General features: G+C 53.5%; 18 protein-coding genes and 1 pseudogene. 12 read left to right on the top strand and 7 right to left on the bottom strand.

Going from position 1 to position 21,064, the window contains the following annotated elements; genetic code table 11:
* Positions 1–38: 38 nt before the first annotated feature.
* Together CRO08_RS11470 and CRO08_RS11475 are read left to right on the top strand one after the other, a co-directional pair.
* A complete protein-coding gene (locus CRO08_RS11470; RefSeq protein ID WP_141398349.1) occupies positions 39–629 on the top strand; it encodes a hypothetical protein in 591 nt (196 codons plus the stop codon).
* 22 nt (positions 630–651) lie between these two features.
* Positions 652–1,470: a hypothetical protein gene (locus CRO08_RS11475; protein ID WP_072811687.1), complete on the top strand. Its 819-nt coding sequence runs from the start codon at positions 652–654 to the stop codon at positions 1,468–1,470.
* 196 nt (positions 1,471–1,666) lie between these two features.
* On the opposite strand, the gene zapA is transcribed toward CRO08_RS11475, so the two are convergent.
* Together zapA and CRO08_RS11485 are read right to left on the bottom strand one after the other, a co-directional pair.
* Positions 1,667–1,978 (bottom strand): cell division protein ZapA, encoded by a 312-nt coding sequence (gene zapA, locus CRO08_RS11480; RefSeq protein ID WP_072811689.1) that lies wholly within the window; start codon positions 1,976–1,978, stop codon positions 1,667–1,669.
* Between the two features lie 43 nt (positions 1,979–2,021).
* Positions 2,022–2,978 carry a hypothetical protein gene (locus CRO08_RS11485; RefSeq protein WP_097036296.1) on the bottom strand — a complete coding sequence of 319 codons (957 nt, stop codon included), beginning with the start codon at positions 2,976–2,978 and terminating at the stop codon, positions 2,022–2,024.
* 139 nt (positions 2,979–3,117) lie between these two features.
* Here CRO08_RS11485 and uvrC point away from each other — a divergent pair, with 139 nt between their 5' ends.
* Positions 3,118–5,040: an excinuclease ABC subunit UvrC gene (gene uvrC / locus CRO08_RS11490; RefSeq protein ID WP_072811692.1), complete on the top strand. Its 1,923-nt coding sequence runs from the start codon at positions 3,118–3,120 to the stop codon at positions 5,038–5,040.
* A 109-nt stretch (positions 5,041–5,149) separates the two neighbouring features.
* Here uvrC and CRO08_RS11495 read toward each other — a convergent pair whose 3' ends face one another.
* A complete protein-coding gene (locus CRO08_RS11495; RefSeq protein ID WP_176495137.1) occupies positions 5,150–6,028 on the bottom strand; it encodes an FISUMP domain-containing protein in 879 nt (292 codons plus the stop codon).
* 67 nt (positions 6,029–6,095) lie between these two features.
* Here CRO08_RS11495 and CRO08_RS11500 point away from each other — a divergent pair, with 67 nt between their 5' ends.
* Positions 6,096–6,488 (top strand): NADH-quinone oxidoreductase subunit A, encoded by a 393-nt coding sequence (locus CRO08_RS11500; protein ID WP_072811696.1) that lies wholly within the window; start codon positions 6,096–6,098, stop codon positions 6,486–6,488.
* Between the two features lie 135 nt (positions 6,489–6,623).
* Here the strand turns inward: CRO08_RS11500 and CRO08_RS11505 are convergent, their stop codons facing one another.
* The 3 genes and pseudogenes from CRO08_RS11505 to dcm form a co-directional block, all read right to left on the bottom strand.
* Positions 6,624–7,757, bottom strand: a complete 1,134-nt coding sequence (locus CRO08_RS11505; protein WP_097036297.1) for a hypothetical protein — start codon at positions 7,755–7,757, stop codon at positions 6,624–6,626.
* A gap of 195 nt (positions 7,758–7,952) precedes the next feature.
* On the bottom strand, positions 7,953–8,705 hold the full coding sequence (locus CRO08_RS11510; protein WP_072811698.1) for an NgoBV family restriction endonuclease: 753 nt from the start codon (positions 8,703–8,705) through the stop codon (positions 7,953–7,955).
* A gap of 4 nt (positions 8,706–8,709) precedes the next feature.
* A pseudogene (gene dcm / locus CRO08_RS11515) lies at positions 8,710–9,837 on the bottom strand (DNA (cytosine-5-)-methyltransferase); the annotation flags it as partial.
* Positions 9,838–9,913: 76 nt separating this feature from the next.
* Between dcm and CRO08_RS11520 the strand changes: the two are divergent.
* On the top strand, positions 9,914–10,243 hold the full coding sequence (locus tag CRO08_RS11520; protein ID WP_097034692.1) for a transposase: 330 nt from the start codon (positions 9,914–9,916) through the stop codon (positions 10,241–10,243).
* A 17-nt stretch (positions 10,244–10,260) separates the two neighbouring features.
* Positions 10,261–11,109: an IS3 family transposase gene (locus tag CRO08_RS11525; RefSeq protein ID WP_176495014.1), complete on the top strand. Its 849-nt coding sequence runs from the start codon at positions 10,261–10,263 to the stop codon at positions 11,107–11,109.
* A 69-nt stretch (positions 11,110–11,178) separates the two neighbouring features.
* Here CRO08_RS11525 and CRO08_RS11530 read toward each other — a convergent pair whose 3' ends face one another.
* Positions 11,179–11,379 (bottom strand): DNA cytosine methyltransferase, encoded by a 201-nt coding sequence (locus CRO08_RS11530; RefSeq protein ID WP_141398350.1) that lies wholly within the window; start codon positions 11,377–11,379, stop codon positions 11,179–11,181.
* Between the two features lie 660 nt (positions 11,380–12,039).
* Here CRO08_RS11530 and CRO08_RS11535 point away from each other — a divergent pair.
* From CRO08_RS11535 to CRO08_RS11560, 6 genes are all read left to right on the top strand, one after another.
* Positions 12,040–13,566 (top strand): hypothetical protein, encoded by a 1,527-nt coding sequence (locus CRO08_RS11535; protein ID WP_072811702.1) that lies wholly within the window; start codon positions 12,040–12,042, stop codon positions 13,564–13,566.
* Positions 13,567–13,570: 4 nt separating this feature from the next.
* On the top strand, positions 13,571–14,749 hold the full coding sequence (locus CRO08_RS11540) for a sialate O-acetylesterase (RefSeq protein WP_255252337.1): 1,179 nt from the start codon (positions 13,571–13,573) through the stop codon (positions 14,747–14,749).
* Between the two features lie 137 nt (positions 14,750–14,886).
* A complete protein-coding gene (locus CRO08_RS11545; protein ID WP_141398351.1) occupies positions 14,887–15,336 on the top strand; it encodes a hypothetical protein in 450 nt (149 codons plus the stop codon).
* A gap of 17 nt (positions 15,337–15,353) precedes the next feature.
* Positions 15,354–16,199: a hypothetical protein gene (locus CRO08_RS11550; RefSeq protein WP_176495138.1), complete on the top strand. Its 846-nt coding sequence runs from the start codon at positions 15,354–15,356 to the stop codon at positions 16,197–16,199.
* A 28-nt stretch (positions 16,200–16,227) separates the two neighbouring features.
* A complete protein-coding gene (locus tag CRO08_RS11555; protein ID WP_097036301.1) occupies positions 16,228–18,114 on the top strand; it encodes an ATP-binding cassette domain-containing protein in 1,887 nt (628 codons plus the stop codon).
* Between the two features lie 126 nt (positions 18,115–18,240).
* Complete coding sequence (locus tag CRO08_RS11560; protein WP_176495139.1) at positions 18,241–20,934, top strand: cadherin-like domain-containing protein; 2,694 nt, start codon at positions 18,241–18,243, stop codon at positions 20,932–20,934.
* Positions 20,935–21,064: the final 130 nt, after the last annotated feature.

The raw sequence follows: 21,064 nt of genomic DNA on the forward strand, positions 1-21,064 counted from the left end.
TGAACCAAATTTACAAGTTGGAGACCACCTTTTTCTTTTTGGTTGCAGAAATTTCAACTAACTTTGGGGCATCTTCCAAGCCGGATTCCATCATCCCGTATTCGAAAATCAACAATAACGAGGGCTGGTCCACCGCGACCGAAATCTCGCTTTCCAAGGGGGACTCGCTCTCGATTGGCCCGCACCCGTGGGAAGGCGGACGCTGGGTGTGGAGTGGCCCGAACAACTTTACCTCCACGAACCGTGAAATCCACATCAGCAAGATGGACGGCACCATGAGCGGCTACTACAAGGCGGTGCACACGAACGCATCGGGCTGCGAAGGCTCCGTGACCTTCAAGGTGGTGGTGGACGATCCGGCTCACCCCTTCGTGGAACCCGATACGAGCGTGAACGACACCAGCGTTACGGACACGTCGTCGCACGATTCCACGACTGCAATCGGATTGCGCGGCCTTGCGGGCGGGGCGCCTGCATGCCCGTTGCTCGGTGCCGGCGCTACGGTGCAGGTCTTTGACGTGCAGGGGCATTTCATTGGCAGTATGCGCGAGGAAAGGGTACGCGCGCTGAATGCGGGCGTGTACCTGCTCCGTGCCGGCAAGTCCGTGCGCAAAGTCCGCGTGGAATAAACTAATTACTATACTTTAGCGCATGTTTTTGGAGAACACTGCGCAAAGGGTTGTATTTGGGCTGATTGCGATTCTGCTTGCCGTCACTACGGGCAAGGACTGGCTCGACTTCTACGGTTGCGGCGCAGTGAACCAGTGCCTTGTCGATGCGGGCTCGCTCCAGCTGCTCACCAAGTTCTCGATGTCGTTCCTCCTTACGGTGATGGCGTTCCTCGTTTCGCGCGACTCGTTTTCCAAGCTCGATGCAAAGACGCTCCGCATGGCCTTTATCTTCTCGCTTCTCGCCGATTTCAGTTTCAGCATGGTCAAGTTCTTTGCACCGGACGAGCGCGCTCTCAGTAACATCCTCGGGATTGCGTTCTTCATCATGTTCCAGGTGGTGCTTATTCACAGGCATACGCGCAAGTCGGAAACAGATACAAAGCCCGGTAAGGTACACAAGTTCCTGCTGATTCCGGTGGCGGCCTTTACGGGAGCGCTTTTTGGTGGCAAAATCGTTGAGCCTACGCTCGACAACATTACGCTCGTGATTGTCGTCGTGTACGGCATCTTTGTCATCACGTCGCTAATCGTGGGTTTCCTTGCCCCGCGCAACGGTTACTTCCCGGCGGTAAACGCGCAGCTCATCCGCTGGGGCATGGTCACGTTCTTCTTCGGGGATGTCCTCGTGGGCCTCGCGCTGATTACGGGCGAAGACCACAGCGCCCTGCAGGCGGTTGCGGAAATTGCGAACAACTTTGTATGGTGGGTGTACGTTCCGGCCCAGCTCATGCTGATTCTGGGTACAAAAAAAGGCATCCGCCACGGTGGAACACTCGAAACTACTATTTCTGAAAGATAGCAGTGCCTTGGTGCTTCGTTTTTCACGTCGATGCGCGCCTAAACTAGACCACAAGAGCCACGAGCTGTTTATATCTTGTTAGATCGGGCGTTAATCCGTGCGATGCCTATGTTTTTAATATACCTTAATTTAGGGGCAGATGCAATAGGCTAATAGCCATATTTTGCATTTTGTTTGTCATGAAATTGTAAAAAGACTAATAACTGCTGACTTCCTGCCCTTCTTCGAGGAGTGCGGACATTTCCTTCATGGCGTTGTTCAGTTCGTCGCGTTCGACCTTTATCTCGTGGAGCATCTTGCGGTGCGCGAACAGCTGCTCGCACATTTCGAGAGCGAGCAGTGCCATGCGCTTGCCGGTTTCGAGGTTGTAACGCTCGTAACTGCTATACCGTTCGTCGATATAGTCAACGATTTCCTTGATATCCCCGTCGGGAAGGTCGGTCTTTATCGTCAGCCGTTCGCTTCCGACGTTTACGGTTACGGACCTGTGTGTATTGACTTCTACCATTATTTCATTCCTACGCCGAATGGATCGTCATCCATCAGCCATTTTAGCCGAAAAAACCGGGTTGCGAGCCTCCTGCGCTCGCGAAAAGGTCCGGTTCCTTCTCATTTGCGGGGTGTACTTCTATAATATCTTCTTCATCTTCTGCGGGAACGATATGCGATTCGGGCTCCGCAACCTGTTCGGGTTCTGCGACCGGTTCAGGTTCGGGCTGAGCAACTTCTTCTGCCGCGGGTTCCGCGACCTGCTCGGGGGCGGCCGGTTCGGGCTGTGCTGCCTCTTCCGGTTCGGGCTGTGCCGCGGGCTGCTCGTTGAATGCCACGTCCACGGGAATCTCGGTGCCGAGTTCGTTCTCGATGGTCGATACCATCTGCTTGAAGCGTTCCTGTGCCTCGCGGATTTCTTCGCCCTGCGCCTGGATGGTCTCGTTCAGGCTCGCCTTCTCGGTGTTGAGCACGTCAATCGCGTTGTCCTTCTCGGCGATGGCGTTGTCCCGTTCGGCAATCAGGTTGTCCTTCTCCGCGATGATGCGGTTCAGTTCCTCGATTTTCTGGTTCAGGATGCTCTCGTTCGCCTTGGATGCCATGCAGTCGTTCTGGAGGGCGTTCAGCTTCTCGTCCCTCTCGTTGATGCCGGCGTCGAGCCATGAAATCTTCTCGTTCGCGTTCTGCAGGTTGCCGTTCGTCTGGTCGAGCATGTTCTGCAGGTCGGTAATCTTGGCGTTCGCGCTGTCGAGTTCGCCACGGAGCCCGTCAATCTCGCCCTGTTTCTGGTTTATCGCCTCGTCCTGGGCGGCGGCCTGGTTGGCGCGGGCCTGGAGTGCTGCCTTGCAGTCGTTTATTTCGTTGTTGAGGCTCTCGAGGACCAGGTTCCTGTCCTGCATTTCGGCCTCTTTGGTTGCCAGGGTCTGCTTCAGGGTGGCGTTTTCTTGCCGCAGGTTGCGTACGGTTGTGAGGACGCCATCGACCTTTTGCGAGAGGAGATTGATGTTCTCTAGGTTCATTTATTGCTCCGTGATCAGGGGGTGTGAATCACCCATAAAAAGATATATAAAAAAATAAGCGGTAAAGTACGAAAAAAATCATAAAAATTATGGTAATGCGAGAAATGTCGGGGCGGAATAAATTTTACCTTGTAGGTCAGTGATTCCCGTTAGCGAACATATCGAGCGCAGGCTTGCCGAACTCCCCGCGTTGCCGGGCGTCTACATCATGCGTAACGCCCAGGGGAAGATTATCTACATCGGCAAGGCGAAGGTGCTCAAGAACCGCGTGAGGAGCTACTTCGACGGGAGCGAGCATAACGGCCACCGGGCCGCGACGCTCATGCTGCCCTATATACGCGACATCGAGTGGATTATTACCGAGAGCGAGTCCGAGGCGCTAATCCTGGAGGCGAACCTCATCCGCAAGCACACGCCCAAGTACAACGTGCTGCTGAAGGACGACAAGCATTTTCCCTACCTCGCGTTCTCGGTGAACGAGCCGTTCCCGAGGCTGTTCCTTTCCCGCGCGGTGCGCAAGGACGGCTGCCAGTACTACGGGCCCTACATGAATTCCCGCATGATAGGCCAGCTGCAGGACATTGCCGCCCGCCTGTTCAAGATTCGCGAGTGCAAGTTGAAGCTCCCGCTGGCAAAGCCCGCGAGGCCCTGCCTCAACTACCACATAGGGCGGTGTGGCGCCCCGTGCGCGGGGCTCGTGACGCAGGAGGAATACCACCAGGCGGTTCTCCAGACGCAGATGCTGTTGAACGGGAAACGCGACGACCTGATTGCCCAGTGGGAACGGGAAATGCAGGAGGCGAGCGACCGGCTGGATTTCGAGGCCGCGATGAAGAAGCGCGACGCCATCCAGGCCCTGAAGGCTACGGGCGTGCACCAGAAGACCGACGTGACGGATGCGCGCCTGTGCATGGACGTGCTGAGCCTCCGCCGGAACGGCACGATGGCGGCCGCAGTGATTTTCGAGTACAGGAACGGCGTGCTCTGCGGGCGCCGCCACTACCGCCTGGAATGCAAGCTGGAAGAGGACGAGACCGAGATTTTCCGGCAGATGCTATTGCAGTGGTACATGGACGTGGAGTTTATCCCGGGCGAAATCGCGACCGACGTTCCCCTCGGGGTGGGCGACGAGGGCGGCATTGCCGGAGACTCGCCGGATACGGAACCGCTCGCGCAGGCCCTTGCCGAGAAGGCGGGCCACAAGGTGGCAATCACGAACCCGCAACGTGGCGAGAAACTCGGGTTCCTGAAACTTGCGGGCGCGAACGCCGACATGATTCTGGTGGAGATGCGCGCCGAGGTGCAGAAGTACAGCGAAATCGACCAGAGCGTCTTTGAACTGCAGAAGGTGCTGGGCCTCAAGAAGACCCCCTTCCGTATCGAGTGCGTGGACATTTCGCACCTCTCGGGCACGAACACGGTGGCAAGTCTCGTCGCCTTCAAGAACGGCAAGCCCGACAAGAGCAACTACCGCAAGTTTATCATCAAGACGGTAACGGGTGTGGACGACTTCGCGAGCATGCGCGAGGTGATGACGCGACGCATCCGCAGGCTCGAAGACGAAGGTACGCCCATGCCCGACCTGTGGGTATGCGACGGCGGTAAGGGCCAGGTGGATGCCACCATGCAGATTCTGAAGGAACTCGGGCACGACAAGGACTTGCCGCTCATCGGGCTTGCGAAGCGCCTCGAAGAAATCGTGTTTCCCGACGACCGGAAGAGCATCGTGCTGCATCGCACGAGCCCCGCGTTGAAACTCCTGCAGAATGCCCGCGACGAGGCGCACCGCTTCGCCATCACGTACCAGCGGAGCAAGCGCAAGAAGGATTTGGAAGTGGAATGGCTCAAGATGCCCGGCGTGGGGCATGAGACCCGCGTGAAAATCCTTTCCCGCTACAAGAGTGCGGAGGCGTTCATGGCCGCGCCGCTCGAGGATATCGTTGACCTGCTGGGGAAGGTGCGCGGGAACAGCGTCCGCGAGCAGGTCGCAGAGTACTGTGCCAAGTTTATTGGACAACCGCTCGGCTCTGACGCAAATGAGGAACCGCCCGCGGACATGTAGACCCTCGGCGCAGTTTTTTCCCGGAACAATTTGCATGCAAAAAAAGGTCCGCTAAAAGCGGACCCTTAAACTGTCATCCCCGGCTTGACCGGGGATCTCCCTTACAGGTTTAGTTCTGCACGCAGCGCACGTTGTAGGCGCGTTCGTTACCGTCGCTTTTTTGTAGCTCGTGAAGGTCGCTATCGTTGTAGTTCTTGACGCGGAAGGAGTTGTTCTCACCCTCGGCCTGGATCCAGATGTAGCCCTGTTCGTTTTCCAGGCCGTACTCCGTAACTTTGCCGTCGGCAACCTTGAATCTTCCGCCCACGCTCCACCACTCGTGCGGAACTTCGCTATCGAGTGCGGTTACTTCGGCGACTGTCGGGAGGCGCCAGCCTTCGGGACAGGCTCGCTGGGCTGCGGCGTAGGTGTAGTAGCGCCCGTACTTGGCGCAGTAGTCTTCGCCACCCTCGGTAGAGCAGAAACTGTTGGCTGTTTCGAAGTTCAGGTTTTCCGCCATCCAGAGCTTGCCCGCGGCGTTCTGCAGCTTGTAGCTCTTGCCGTTGCGGTTATCCTTCAGCGTGTTCCCTTCCACGACCGGAGGGGGTGCCGCGGACGAGGAGGATTCGGTAATCACGATCTTGCCTTCGCTGGACTGGGGAGCAGCCGAGGAGGAGGACGCGTACTTGGCCTCGCAGCCTTCGGTCCAGCAGAACACTCCGCTACTGATATAGGTGCTGCCCTCGACGGTGCCGGAATCGGTAATCACCACCTGCTGGTGGACTACGGACGTATCCTGGGAATCGCCTTCCTTGCTTGCGCTCGATTTAGTCGAGGAAGCGCTGCTCGGTGCAGTGCCGGAGGAACTGTTGTCGACTGCCTTGTCGGAGGAGGACTCCGTTTCGTTATCGGCGACTGGCTGTAACGGACTGGTGCTCCCGTCGTCGGAACAGCCAGCAACTAAACAAAACACACCCAAAACGCCCATTTTTAAAATGATTCGTTTCATGCTCCAAATATACTTTACAATTCGGGGAGTTAACAGAAAAAAGTTTTTTACTATATTTTCTATCACTATGAGCAATGTTGAAATTTTCGACACCACGTTCGCCATGACCATCCTGGTCATCATGGCGGTTTGCATCCCGTCCATACTGCTCCTTGCCAACTGGTTCCTGCACCCGGGCAAGGTGAAGAACGTCCTCATCAAGGGTTCCGCCTACGAGTGCGGCCTTGCCCACGTTTCGGGCACGGCGAACGAGCGCTACCCCGTCAAATACTACATGGTAGCCATGCTTTTCCTCGTTTTTGACCTGGAAGTGGCGTTCCTCTACCCGTGGACGGTGCAGTTCCTCGCGGGCGGCTGGGAACTCCTGTTCGTGCTCCTCGGCTTCCTGTTCATCCTCGAAGCGGGCTACATCTACCTGTACAAGAAGGGCGTGCTCGACTGGACGAGCATCAAGGACTAAGGCCTTTCAAGCTATTCTATCTCAAAATAAAAAGCGCGGATTCCACCGGGAGTCCGCGTTTTTCTGTATACAGAAAGGCTCAAAATTCCCTTTTTACACCGTGATTTAAATCACCGGAAAATGCCGCGAGTAGTTCTAGAAAGCTTCTCTAAAGTAGAACGTCATGCCGAGGCTCTTGAAGTCCACCCACGAGAACTCGGCGCGGGCGTACAGGCGTTCGCTCTTGTTGAGCGCGAACTTGCCGCCGAACCCGACGGAACGGTGCCACTCGTTGCGCAGCAGCTGGCTGAAGTACGGCCCGACCTTGCCGCCTTCGAAGAAGATGTCGCCGGCGAGTCGCCAGAACAATGTCTTGCGGAGTTCCACCTGCATCATGAGCGCCTGGTTGTCGCGGAAGTACTTTGTCTCCACGCCGCGGAAACGCTTGATGCCGTCGGGGCCCGCCATGTACTCGAAGGGCACGTCGCCGTCGGAGCGCTGCCACATGAGGCCAACCGCCATGGAGGTGTTCCAGATGGTCTCGCCGTAGGTGCGCAGGTCTAGCTCCTGGTACGTGAAGCTGAAGTCGCCGAGAGCGTCGTTGTAGAACCGGTGTTCCCACTGCAGGTACATGCCGTGGCGCGCCCAGTTGGGGTTGTCGCGCGTGTCTACCGTGAGGTGGTACCCGAGGGCGGTGCGCCAGCCGTTCGGGTTTGCGGGGAGCGCGATTTCGCCATCGTATTCCCTGAACTCCATCGTGCTGTGGTTGATGTCGAGCACCATGCCGTAGCGGAAGAACTGGAGCGCAGGGGGGAGCCCGAGGTTCGATTCCACGAGGGCCATGAAGAAGAACGTCTCGCGGTCAAAGCTGATGTAGTCGTCCATGTCGACATCGTTGCCGATGCCGAAGAAATGCCCCACCCAGTTCTGGTACCGGAAGTCGAGCCAGCCCGAGATGCGGTCGTGCGCGAGGTAAAAATAGGGCGTGGCCGCGAACTGGAACTGTTTGCGGGTAGAACCGTAGGCGGCGATGTCTATCTCCTGCGAGTTGCCGCCCTTGAACGACGAGGGGATGAAGAAGTTCACCATCGCGCCGTACTGCAGTTCCGTCTCCTCGGTGTACCCGAGTACGGGCACGGCACTCCACCATTGGAAATGCGAGGTGTCCGCAGTGGCGGTGTCGGCCTGCACTGCCACGGAATCCGCAGGTGCCGCGCTATCCGTAGCGGAGAATGCGGGTAGGGCGAGCAGGAGGCCCGCGGCGGCTATGGTCTTGGCAAGTCGTCTCACATATTATAATGTAGTAATTAAGACCTTGTTTTCAAGGTTACTGCATAGTTATTTTGATGGTGTTGATGCTGGTCCAAGAACATTAGCATATAAAGTGGGAACATTAGAACATTTCCCGTGTTACCGATATTATAGTTCCCGAACTTGATGGCCGTATGCTTTATTAATTACTAAAGTATGTTTTTAATTGTCGGCTTAACCGCCGGCGGCTTTTTTGCATTTTAATATGGGAACGTCAGAATCGTTAAAGTACCTGATTTTTATATCATTCCATCTAGGGATATTAAGCCTTATCCCATAAAATTTGTTGTAACTACTAACTAATTTTTCTGACCAGGTTTCTGCTAGATAATTTGTTTCGTGGTATTTGTATATTGTTTGTTCTAGAGCGGATAAAAAGTCTTCTAGACATTCGAAGACAGGATATTCTGCTTTTTCAGAATACCATGTTGCGGGACGAATGTTGACAATGGTCTTATTTTTATATTGAACCTTAAGAGGAAATTTACTACTTGTACAACTGATTTCCCAAACCTTTTTAAGCCAAAAATCTTCAATGGTGACGACGCCGTTTTCCATTTTATATTTGATAAGAAGATATTGTGATTGTAACTTGTATGGCTTTTCAATGATGAGGTTTATAAAACTTCTAAAGGCAGCAATATCAAAATTAGGTGATCCCGTAAAAGATTTAATTTCGAGCCAATCTTCGGAAAGATTATTTGGATTAAGCCAAAAGTCAGGGGATTCCTGCTTTAGATTATGAATGTTGGGAATGCCTTTGCTGTCTAGCCATTTGGCTATCCATTCCTCCAAGATATTGCCAATAATATTATTTTGATCAACAGTTATGTTGAAATCTTTTAATGAGAACTGGACTGAACCGGATGCGCCATTGAATCCGAAGTCATTTTTCAATTGGTCAAATATTTCGTTTGCTTTGCTCATTGTATTACCTAATGCTTGAAATAAGGCGCTTGCAAACTGCTTTGATAACGGGAACAACAACAGTGTTGCCTAGTAGATCGAAACCGTTTTTTTCATTAATATCAAACTTGAAATTTTCTGGATAACCGAACAATCGTAGACCTTCGCGTAATGTAAATTTACGAAGTCCCCCGTCATCTACAACGTAAAGTTTTTGCATGTCCATGGCTACTAAGGTTGGGGCTATATCATTTGGATCTAGTATTTTGTTGATTTCAAAACTTAATTTGCCGGCAACAATATTGTAACCTTTAGGTAGACTAGTATCATACTCTCTATAGGATACTCCGTTCTCTACAATTTTCTTTTTAGGATGCTCGTAAACAATATACCCTTTTTTTACAAGGCCGTTTAAAAGAGATGTTAGTTTTTTGCTAGGGTAAAAACTAGCAATCATTTCCTCTGTCAAAGGCATTCCGTCCATCCAGTCAATGTTGTATATTTCTGCCCATTTCTTTTTCCTTCGTTCGGTTAGGATTTTGTCAAGAAGTTTTCTTTCCTCTTTGGTTGTTTTTCCCTTTATTTCTAAATCCCAACTATGGATGTTTGATTTTCCTCCTCTCTTGTCTTTTATAGATTTTCCATACAGTTCGTCTATACGGAATTTTGATAAAAGCAGGCGAATAAACTTACTATCTTCGGTGGGTTTCCCTTTTTCTAGAATATCTGATAATTTTTTCCTTTCTAAAGGAAAATCATCTAAAGAAATTTTCTTTGAGAATGTGCCAGTAATATAAATTCGCTTGCGTTCCTGTGGAACTCCGAAATTTTTAGAGTTTATTACTTTATATGAAACCTTGTATCCAATGTCCTCTAAATGCGATAAAATTACTTGAAGAGTGCGGCCTTTATCGTGATTGACTAAGCCCTCAACATTTTCAAGAATGAAGCCTTTTGGTTTTTTTGTTTTCAAAATCCGTTCTACGTCAAAAAAGAGCGTGCCTCGTGTGTCAGCAAAGCCTTCTCTTTTTCCGGCAGCCGAGAAAGCTTGGCAAGGAAAACCAGCACATAAAATGTCAAAATCGGGGATGTCTTTGGCGTCAACTTTGGTAATGTCACCAATGATTTTTTCATTAGGATGATTTTGTTTTAGTTGGACCATGCAGGAGTTTAATAAGAGGGTAGCATAAGCTACTATATTCATTGCGCAACCCCCAAAAGGTAAAACAATGGCAAAAATCAACTATAGCTCCGAGACAAGGGAACAGGTCATCAAGCTGGTCCTGAAAGGCGAAAAGTCAGCAAACCAAATAGCCAAGGAACTCGGAATCGGGCCCAATACAGTCGGTCGGTGGGTAAACGAGTACCGCAAGGAACACAACCTGCCGAGCTACCGCGAGGAACGGCGAATCCGCAAGGTGTCCGTCGAGGAACTCGCCGCCAAGAACAGGGAACTGGAAAAACTCCTGAAGAAGCGTGAAAAGGAGCTTGCGGACGAGAAGGAGACGGTAGAGATCCTAAAAAAATCCCTGCACATCTTTATGCGACCACACGACTGAAATGCGAGGCGATACACGTGAACCGCAAGAAATACTCAGTCAGGAAGATGTGCAGAGCCCTAGGAATACCGCAGTGTTCCTACTACCAGTGGTCGCGCCAGCAGGAAAAACGTGCCGAGAAGAAGGCCCGCGAAGAACGGCTTGTCCAGAAGGTCCGCGACACCTTCGAAGAAAACCACCGCGTGTACGGTTGCCCGAAGATGCTGGCGGCACTCCAAGACAAGGGTGTCGAGGTAAAGGTGTGGAAACTGCGCCGCATCATGCGCGAGAACGGGCTCTATCCAGTCACACTCAGGAAGTGGAAACCCTACCGCAAGGGCAAATGCGACGCCATGTACAGCGAGAACCTGGTGCAGCGTAAGTTCGATCCCGACAGCCTGAACGCCGTCTGGGCCGGCGACATCACCTACGTCAAGACTACGCTTGGCTGGGTGTACCTTGCCGTGGTGTTGGACCTGTGTAACAAGGAGGCGGTGGGCTACGCCGTAAGCAAGAACATCGACACGGAACTTGTCAAGCGCGCGTTGTCCAATGCCATCATGCAACGCGGCCATCACGACGGGCTCATCTTCCATTCCGACCGCGGCGTGCAGTACAGTAGCATGGGTTACCGCACGATGCTCTCGGAGAACGGGATAACGCCCTCGATGAGCGCACCGGGCTGCCCCTACGACAACGCCTGCATGGAAAGCTTCTTCGCAAGCTTCAAGAAGGAGATGGCCTACAGGCGTGACTTCAAGGACATCGAAGACGTGCGGGAGGCCGCTTTCAGGTATATCGAGCTGTTCTACAACCGGAAACGGCTCCATAGTTCGCTGGGATACATGACTCCGGTTGAATATAGGCTGTCAAAACAGGCTGCCTAGACCACAAGGGTATACCACTTAACAAGAAAAAAGGATATATTTAACTTAACCGGTAATGAATATGGTTGTTCATGAACCCACTATTAAAAAAACTACAAATCCAAGTATTGAAATTGCGTGTGGCTTGATTTCTGAGGTAAAAACGCATTCTGACACAAAGCCACATTCATGGATGGCTGATTCTAATCCAGCTCGAATGCCACCGATGCCGGCAAATAAATCAATGAATTTGATTACATTGGTGTTTTTGCTGCTCTTTTTTTTAGTCATTTCTGCTCCGCATCAAGAGTGAACGAGCCACTCTCGTTGGAGCTTTAACCGCGACTTTTCAAAAGAACAACATACATGCACAATATCTAGCGCATATGGAATGTGCTAGACATACTACGCCCACATGATAAAGTGGGTGTTGCGAGTTGTTGTCTTATTCTATGTACCTGAAATTGTCGAGATTTCTAGCTAAGAACAAGAGTAAAACTCTAATTTGAGTTAACTCTTGTTCAGCATCATTCCAGTCTGTTTGAAAACAAAAAGGCGTGGAGTTGAATGCGCTTATCAGCTAGAGGCTCTCGACTGCCCGATACAAATATACACAAACAACTCACGCCCCATAAAGGCCGTAAAGTTAAAAGACAAATGAAATTTGCCTTCAACAAAAACGATACGGCAAAGAGATTTGCCGCAGACGTGAGCGTTCGTCCTATCCTCTATATCTGGAAATTGTCGAGATTTCTAGCTGAGAATAAGAGAAAACCCTATTTTGGAGAAAAATATACATAAATATTGGGGAGAATTGAAGACAATTTTCTTTTTTCCTGTTCCCCCGTTTACATTTTGTAAATGGAACGCGCCCCGCGCTAAGCGAGGTTTCGCTTTTTTTAATATATATTATGATGGGTTTGGTTCAGGGTGTTTGGTAAAGGAGCAAGAATGAAAGGTATCATTTATGCGGCCCTTACCTTTGGGCTGTGCACTGCGGTTGCTGCACAGGCGCCGCTCAATTACGATGTCGAGAACCGGGGCAAGGACCTGGGAGCTACGGCAGGCCAGTTAAAATCCAACAAGAAACTTCCCAACCCGTTCGAATTCCACGACGGCACGAAGGTCACCAAGTTCGATGACTGGAGCAAGCGCCGTAACGAGATCAAGGCGGATATCGAGAAGTACGAGATTGGCGACAAGCCGATTCCTTCCGACGTGAGCGCCACCTACAGCGGTGGCACCCTCACGGTCACTGTCAAGGAAGGCGGCAAGACGATGACGATTACGTCGAAGTTCAGCATTCCCTCCGGCAACGGGCCGCACCCGATTATCATCGGCATGAACAGTGGCACGGGTTCGCTTTCCTCTAGCCTGTTCAGCGGCTTTGTACAGGTGCCCTTCAGCCACGACCAGGTGGCGAAATATTCCATGAACGGCCAGAAGGACACGAACGTGGGCTTCTACAAGTTCTACGGCAACAAGAACCAGAACGGCGACTATTCCGCATGGTCTTGGGGTGTAAGCCGCCTGATTGACGGCCTTGCGCAGATTGCCGACCAGTACCACCTCGACATGAGCAAGATTGCTGTCACAGGCTGCTCCTATGCAGGCAAGATGGCGCTCTTCGCAGGCGCCTTCGACGAACGCGTGACGCTTACCATCGCCCAGGAATCGGGTGGCGGCGGCATCAACTCGTGGCGCACTTCCGCAGACTTCGCGAGCCGCGGCACGAACATCGAGAAGATTGACAATACGAACTACAGCTGGTTCATGCAGAGCCTGAAGAGTCAGGACCCGTACAAGCTCCCGCACGACCACCACGAACTCATCGCCATGATTGCCCCGCGCGCGGTGATCGCGCTCGGCAACCCCGGTTACGAATGGCTGGGTGACGAGTCGGGCTACAAGTCCATGATGGCGGCGACCGAGGTGTGGAAGGCCATGGGTATCGAGGACCGTATCGGCTTCGACTTTACCGGCGGTCACGAGCATTGCCAGGCGGCATCGAGCCAGACCAAGTCCGTGACTGCGTTCGTGGACAAGTTCCTCCGCAACAAGGATGCCAATACCGATATCCACGTGAAGCCCACGAACGGCAAGGGATTCAAGATTGACAACTATGGCGATTGGATTGACTGGGAAACGCCGAATCTCCCGTATGAGGAAGCGTCGATCCCGGATACTTCTGTTGCTGGGCCCGATACCTCCGTGACCGATACGTCGATTACGTCCTGTGGTGACGGGCGCATCGCTCTGCCGAAAATCGGCATGCACGTGACGGCGGGCCGCATCGAGGTGAATGGCGCTCCGGCCGGAGCAATCGTAAAACTCTATGATGTGCGCGGTAACGTGGTGGCGACGCTGGGTGCGACCGGCGGCGACCTCCCGAAGGCAAAGGGGAGGCTCCTCGCCATTGTCGAAAGTGCTGCAGGCGTGCGTCTCATGACAAAGGCTATCGTTAATACCGGATTCTAGAAATATGAACAAAGTAATCTTGACTGCGCAGGCGATGTTTTTCGTGGTGTGGCTCCTTGCCACGGCATGCCTTGCGCAAGACCCGAACCTCCATATTTACCTGGCCTACGGGCAATCCAACATGTCGGGGCAGGCGACTGTTACCGACAAGGACCGCGTGCAGGACCCGCGATTCCTCGTGTTGCGCGCGGCGAACCATTCGAACCAGAAGGTGGGCGAGTTCTACCCGGCGGCACCCCCGATGGGTCATAGCCAGTCCAAGGTGGGCATCGCCGATATCTTCGGGCGCACCATGGTGGCTAACCTCCCGGACAGCATCAAGGTAGCGGTGGCGAATATTGCGATTGGCGGGCAGAGCATAGACCTGTTCGACAAGGACCGCAACAAGGCCTACGTGCAAAACGCGAAGAACAAGGGTGATACCTGGTGGATCCAGTACCTGGACGAATACGGCGGAGACCTCTACAAGCGAATTGTCGAGATGGGCAAGATCGCGAAGCAGAAGGGCGTCATCAAGGGATTCTTGTTCCACCAGGGCGAAGCGGACTACCAGATGAACGACTGGCCCAAGCGCGTGAAGAAGGTGTACGACGACCTGATTGCCGAACTGGAGCTCGACCCGGAAAAGACGCCGATACTCATTGGCGAACTTGCGCCCACGGGCGATTTGGGTTGGCGTAACGATGCCGTGAAGCAGGCGGCGGACCTCATTCCGAACGGCCACCTGATTTCGGCGCAGGGCTGCCCCGCACTGAAGGAGGCGAGTTACACGCTGCACTTCACTCGCGAAGGCTACGAGACGTTCGGCAAGCGCTACGCCGAGACGATGCTCGAAATCCTCAAGTCGCAGGAGCCGCCTCCGGATACGAGTTCTGCCGACACCACGGTTGCCGATACTTCTGCGCAGGATACGACGACGAACGATTCCATACCGGATTTTATGCGCGGCGTAAAAACTCCTTCGGGCATCGCGATGCATGTTACGGGCAAACTCCTCGCGGTTGTCGGCGCGCCTGCCGGTGCGCGGGTCAGGCTGTTCGACATGCAGGGCAACTTGCTCGGCGTGCTCGGTGCGCAGGGCGGCGCCATGCCGCAAATTCGTGCGGGCCGCGTTCTCGCTGTCGTCGAAAGTGCTTCGGGTATGCGCTTGATGACTAGGGCGTTCAACGTCACTGGATTCTAGGCGGTGCGCTAGATTACGGCCAGACTTATTCCTTGATAGGTGCCGTGCAGGAATGCGCGGCATCTTTTGTAATGACGGTGCGGTAATTTTTTTAATTTTGTATCGATGGCCATCATATGCAATGAGGAGGTAAGGCTATGATAAGGATGCTTCTTTTGTTGTTAATGTTGACTTCCCTGGCAATCGCGGAGCAAGTGACATTTTTTGTTCAAGTTCCGACATCACGGAACTGGTTGAATGAAACCCCGGTTCTTGTGGAAAATGGTGATGGTATTGCCCACCAGATGGAAAACGTCGGCGAAAACGGCTGGTTTGGTTACACATGGGAAAAGAATAGTCTGCCGGATGCCATTTTTGTTTACTCCTCGAAGGACAGTGCGCGTTCCTACCCCATAGGGAGCAATTTTACCGATAAGGGACATGAGCAGGATGCTATAAACATAAAGTTGATTGTCGAAACATTTGGGTCAGATTCAATTTACTATATAGCGGATGATTATTGTTGGCCGGAGAAGGAATACTCGGGGGATTTTACTTTACCGATGTTCGTAACGAGTCCTCGTGTGGCAAGGAAGACTACGAGCTAGCTTCCCCCAAAAGCGATTTGACAATAATCGTTATTCCTCCTGCCTATGGTAACCTGAACAATGAAACTCCGATACTGGTAGATTCTCCTAATCGTAGTTATAAGAGGAAAATGTCGCTATCGGCGGAAGATGACTCAAAAAGGTTTTATTACCGCTGGAAAGAGGATGAATGGGTTCCGGAAAATTTTTTAATTTATATGGAGCCCGATAGTTCCCTGATTCGTCCAATTGGTAGTACTGGTCTTGCAAGGCACTTGAATTCGGGTTTGGCAGGGGGGTATTTTAGCGAAAATAAAAATGCAACCGCCATATCGATTGGAGAGTGTGTACGGAACGACCTTGCTGCAAATTGGCCGGAACAGAATCCTGACTATAGTCCGACATGTTATTTCTATATAGATCCGGTAGCTTTATTCTATTCTGTCTATTCTGAGGACAGTTCCCTTGTTGTAGCGGAACGTCGGTCACTAGATACAACCGAAATTGCCTATTATGATGTTGACCGGCAGAGTGTTAATTTAAGAGGGGATTCCCTGGATGATGGTAAGTACTTTGTAAAAATGCGATTGTACGATTATGAGTTATATCAGGAACTTAAAGGTAGTTTTACTGTGGAGCATGGTAAGATTACCAGCGCGGTGCCGGTTTCTAGAAAGGGAGATAGGTCTCGTCTGGAAATTCGGGCTTTAGGGAGAGACTTGCTCATGACAAGTGAACGGGAGACTCCTTACCTTGTTTTCAATTCCATTGGCCAGGTTGTATCTAGAGGCGTTGTTCGGGGTTCCGTTAAAGTGAAATTTCCAGTTCGGGGACTATATATTTTGAAAATAGGTAATGAGACCCGTCGCATATATGTTCGGTAGAACGATATTTTTCTAGATTGCGGGCGGTATGCCCATCCTTTCTGCACAGAATATTACGCTGCGTTTTGGCGGCCCGCCGCTTTTAGATAACGTCTCGTTCGATATCGAGGCGGGCGACCGCATTTGCCTGGTGGGCCGTAACGGCGAGGGCAAGAGCACACTGCTCAAGATATTGACGGGCGAGATGGAGTACAACTCCGGCGATATCGTGAAGAAGTCGGGCCTGCGGGTTTCGCGCATGGTGCAGGAAATCCCCGCCCACATGGAAGGCACGGTGCGCGACGTGGTGATGGGTGGCGCATCTTTAGCCGGCGCATCTATAGTCGGCACATCATTAAACGGCGCGGCTATAAACGGCGCCGACTCCGAAATCCGCAACGCGCACGCGGAAGCGATTCTCGGAAAGACGGGCATCGCGCCCGATGCTCAGTTCGATAGCTTGTCCGGAGGGCAGAAGCGCCGCGTGCTATTCGCCCGCGCGGTCGCGAGTGACCCGGACCTGTTGCTGCTCGACGAACCCACGAACCACCTGGACATTCCCGCCATCCAGTGGCTGGAAGGCATCGTGACCCGCCTCGAGTGCGCGGTACTCTTCGTGAGTCACGACCGCGCGTTTGTACGGCGCACGGCTACCCGCATTTTCGAACTCGACCGCGGGCGTGTACGCGGCTGGGACTTCCCGTACGACAAGTTCGTGCAGTTCAGGGACCAGGCGCTTGCGGAGGAGGAGAAGGCGAACGCGCTTTTCGATAAGCGGCTCGCCGAAGAGGAAGTCTGGATACGCAAGGGAATCCAGGCACGCCGCACCCGCAACGAGGGCCGCGTGCGCGCACTCATCCGCATGCGCGAGGAGCGCGCCGCCCGCCGCACCCGCACGGGCAACGTGAACATGCAGATTACCGAGGCCGAGCGCTCGGGCCGCATGGTGGCGCGCCTCACCGATGTGAGTTTCGCCTACGAGGGCGCCCCCCTCATATCGCACTTTACGACCGAGGTTTCCCGCGGCGACCGCATAGGCATCGTGGGCCCGAACGGTTCCGGCAAGACGACCCTCCTCAAGCTCATCTTGGGCGAGATCGCTCCCGATTCGGGCGAGGTGCGGCTCGGGTCCAACCTGCAGGTGGCATACTTCGACCAGATGCGGGCCCGCCTCCGCGAAGACAAGAGCCTCGTGGAAAACATCGGGGACGGTCAGGCGTATATCACGATGAACGGCGTGCGGCGCCACGTGCTGAGTTATTTGCAAGATTTCCTCTTTTCGGCCGAACGCGCCCGCGGCCCCATCAGTGCCCTGAGTGGCGGCGAGCGCGCCCGCCTGATGCTCGCCTGCCTGTTCAGCCACCCGAGCAACGTGCTGGTGCTCGACGAGCCCACCAACGACCTCGACATGGAAACGCTCGACCTGCTGGCCGACCTCCTCGCCGAATACAACGGCACCGTCATCGCCGTGAGCCATGACCGTGCCTTCCTGGACTCGTTCGCTACGGGCATCTTTGCCATAGAAGAGGGCGGAAACGTGTTCGAGGCGACCGGCGGGTACACGGATTACGAGAATAACCGCAAGATTCGTGAAAAAGAAGCGGCCAATGCGGCAAGAATTGCTGAAGAAAGGGCGAATTCTCAAAGGTCTGGCGCCTCCGCGAACCTGCAATCAGCTCAAAATGCTCAAATTTCGCAAAATCCGGCAAAAAAGAAGAAGCGTTCCTACAACGAGGAACGCGAATATGCCGCACTTCCCGATAAAATCGAGAAACTGGAAGCCGAAATTGCCAGTTTTCAGGCGGAACTTGCCAAGCCGGAAGTCTATACCGACGCAAAACGCATCGTGGAACTACAAAAAGAGATTGCGGACCGTGAATCCGAGCTTGAAAAGGCCTACGAGCGCTACGAAGAGCTGGACCTGCTCGGCGGGTAGCACATTATTGACGATATGTCTATAAAAATCGCTGCAAAAGCGGGGTTTCGCTGTTGCAAAAACGGAGGGGATTGTTTATTTTTATATTACATATATTACTCATGGCCTTTTAAGAGAGGAGGAGTTATGAACACGAAACTTTCTATGCTTGCTTTGGCTGCGTTGACCGGGATGTCGATGGCTGGTGTCACGACCGTGATGAGCTTTGTCGACGGCAAGTACACGAAGGGCGAAATCCCGCCGGCTGGCTGGTACCCCTACAAGAGCCCGGAAAAGAGCACGGCGGTGGATATCGATACCTCTACGACCAGTACATCCAAGAGGATTACGGCAATCGTGAGCAAGACCGTGGAATCCTCTGCGGGCGTAAGTGTTGCCTGGAAGGCGAAGGATGCCGCAATAGACCTGAGCGCCTACAAGGGCGTGTGCCTCACCTACAAGTCGACATTCGATTTTCGCCTGGATTTCAAGCAGTCCTCCGTCAAGGACTATAACTACAACGGCGTCATAGTGCCTGCGCAATCGAGTCTCGATACGCTCTTTATCGCCTTTGCGGATGCCAAGCAGGAGGACTGGGGCGACGAAACGACGGTTGTTGCGCTTGATTTGACAAAGCAAACGGGCCTGCAGTTCGGTTACAAGACCGCACTGGCCAAGATGACAGGCAACGGCAACACGAATATTATCGATATTGCTGCAATCACGCTCGGCAGTTCGTGCTCGAATCACGCCCCGACCCTCAAGACGGGCGTCGAGGCGGACGATGTGGCTGAACTCTTGGAAGGCGATACGCTCAAGGTCGCCTTCAAGGATATTTTCGAGGATGCAGATGAAGACAATCTGAACATCGTGTTGACTGCTGGCGAGGGCCTCGTTGACCTCACGGGTAAAAAGAGTTACTCCCTGAGTGATGTCGCCATGCTCGGTAGCGTGCCGAACCCGGCAGAAGGTACCACGGCAAAGGTTACTTTCGTCGCGAGCGATGCTGCCGCTTCCGTTACGTACAGCATTACCGCTACCCTGGTTGACCGCGCTAACGCTCCCGTTGCCGTTAACGATACCTACGAAGCAGTCGAGGATTCCGTGCTTACGGTGGGCGTGACAAAGGGCCTGCTTGTAAACGATTACGATGCTGACAAGGATAACTTTAAGGTATCCTCCTATACCCAGCCCGAAAATGGTACGGTCGCTGTCACGGTGGGCACCGGTGCATTCACCTACACTCCCAATGCTGATTTCCACGGGACGGATGCGTTTACCTACACTATCGCTGATGCTACCGGTTTGGAAAGTGAACCTGCGACGGTCACCATCACGGTGAAGAATGTCGATGACCCGGCAACTGTTACCGTAGTTGATTCGACTATCTACATTGGCGATATCGTGGATGGTGCGGCAGCCAACTTTGCAAAGGGCATTGCCGTGGTTGAGGATTTCCCCTCGTTTGATATTTTCATTCCGGATACGAGCGTCATCTTTGCTGACCCCGATGTGCTGGGTTCGGACTTCCCCGTCAATGCGAGGAGCCTGAAGGGTGTCGTGTCCGTGGAATACATGCCGGTTGCTGGCAACCACGTGATAACGGTTACTGCGGTGCCCGATGCCAACGGCGACGACGTTATCCAGCTGTTTGCGGTTGACGGCAAGGATACCGTGAGCTTTGATATCCTCGTGACGGTCACGGAAGTGCCTGACCTTCCGAAGGCGTTTGCCGATACCTTCGAAGTGGTGCAGGATTCCCTGAACTTTATCCCGGCAGCAAAGGGCCTGCTCGTTAACGACGTGAACCCCGACGGCAAGTCTGCACTGAAGGCGATTCTTGCGACCCAGGCGGAACACGGTACGGTTACCGTCGATACTACGGGCGCGTTCACCTACGAGGCGGGCGACTATGAGGGCGAGGATTCCTTTACCTACGTTATCAGGAATGCCGAGGGCCAGGAATCCGAGGCGGCGACTGTCGTGCTGAATGTCACGTACAAGAACAAGGCCCCGGTCATTGTCGCTGCGGATACGGTAGGCTCTGCGCTCCTCGCCCTGAAGGAAGATTTCGCGACGGGCATCACGTTCAAGGCGACCGAAGTCAAGACCTGGTTCGAGGACCCGGATGGCCCGACCGCCAAGATGACTTACGCAGTGAGCAGTCCCGACAGCATCGTGTCCGTGACCATGAACGCTTCGTTTGCCATGACGGTCCGTGCCGTGAAGGATGCCTGCGGAGAATCGTTTATCGACGTGATTGCGACGGATTCCCTCAAGGCTTCGACTACGTTCAAGCTCCCGGTCAAGGTGTCCTGCATCAACGACAAGCCGATGCGCATCGGCGGTGCGACCGATACCGTTCCCGTGCCTGCAGCAGGCTGGCGCAAGGCGTTCGGCGTGTTCGAACTGTTCGAGGATCCGGACGATTCCGTGCTCGTGATGTCCGTTACCTCTGTTGACAGGTTCCTGAATGCGACGGTTGAGGGCGACAGCTTGATCATTACGCTCAAGGACGAGACGCAGTACCTGCAGAACCACGTGCAGTACATCGTGAAGGTAATGGCGACCGACGAAGGCGGCGCTGCATCTATCGCGAAGTCGCTCGTGTTCATGTTCGACCCCAACGCGGGTATCGCGCAGGTGGCCGCTCCGGCGAAGATGGGCTGGCAGAACGCTATCCTTGCGAACCGCGGATCGGCCATGATGTTCGACATGCAGGGCCGCGTGATGTGGCAGGCCAAGCTCCCGGTGTCCGAGGCTGACGTGCGTAACGCCGCCGCTCAGGTGCAGGGCCGCAAGATCCTGATGGTGAATCGCCAGACCTGGACTATCAAGTAACGCACTGCTTCGTCATCCTGAGCAAGGCGTTGTAAAACGCCGCGTCGAAGGATCTCATTGAAAATAACGAAAGAAGGCTCCGCGAATGTGCGGAGCCTTTTCAGACCGTTCGCGCCAGAATCAGCAAAAC

The sequence above is a fragment of the Fibrobacter sp. UWT3 genome, assembly GCF_900230125.1.
Classification (GTDB): Bacteria; Fibrobacterota; Fibrobacteria; order Fibrobacterales; family Fibrobacteraceae; genus Fibrobacter.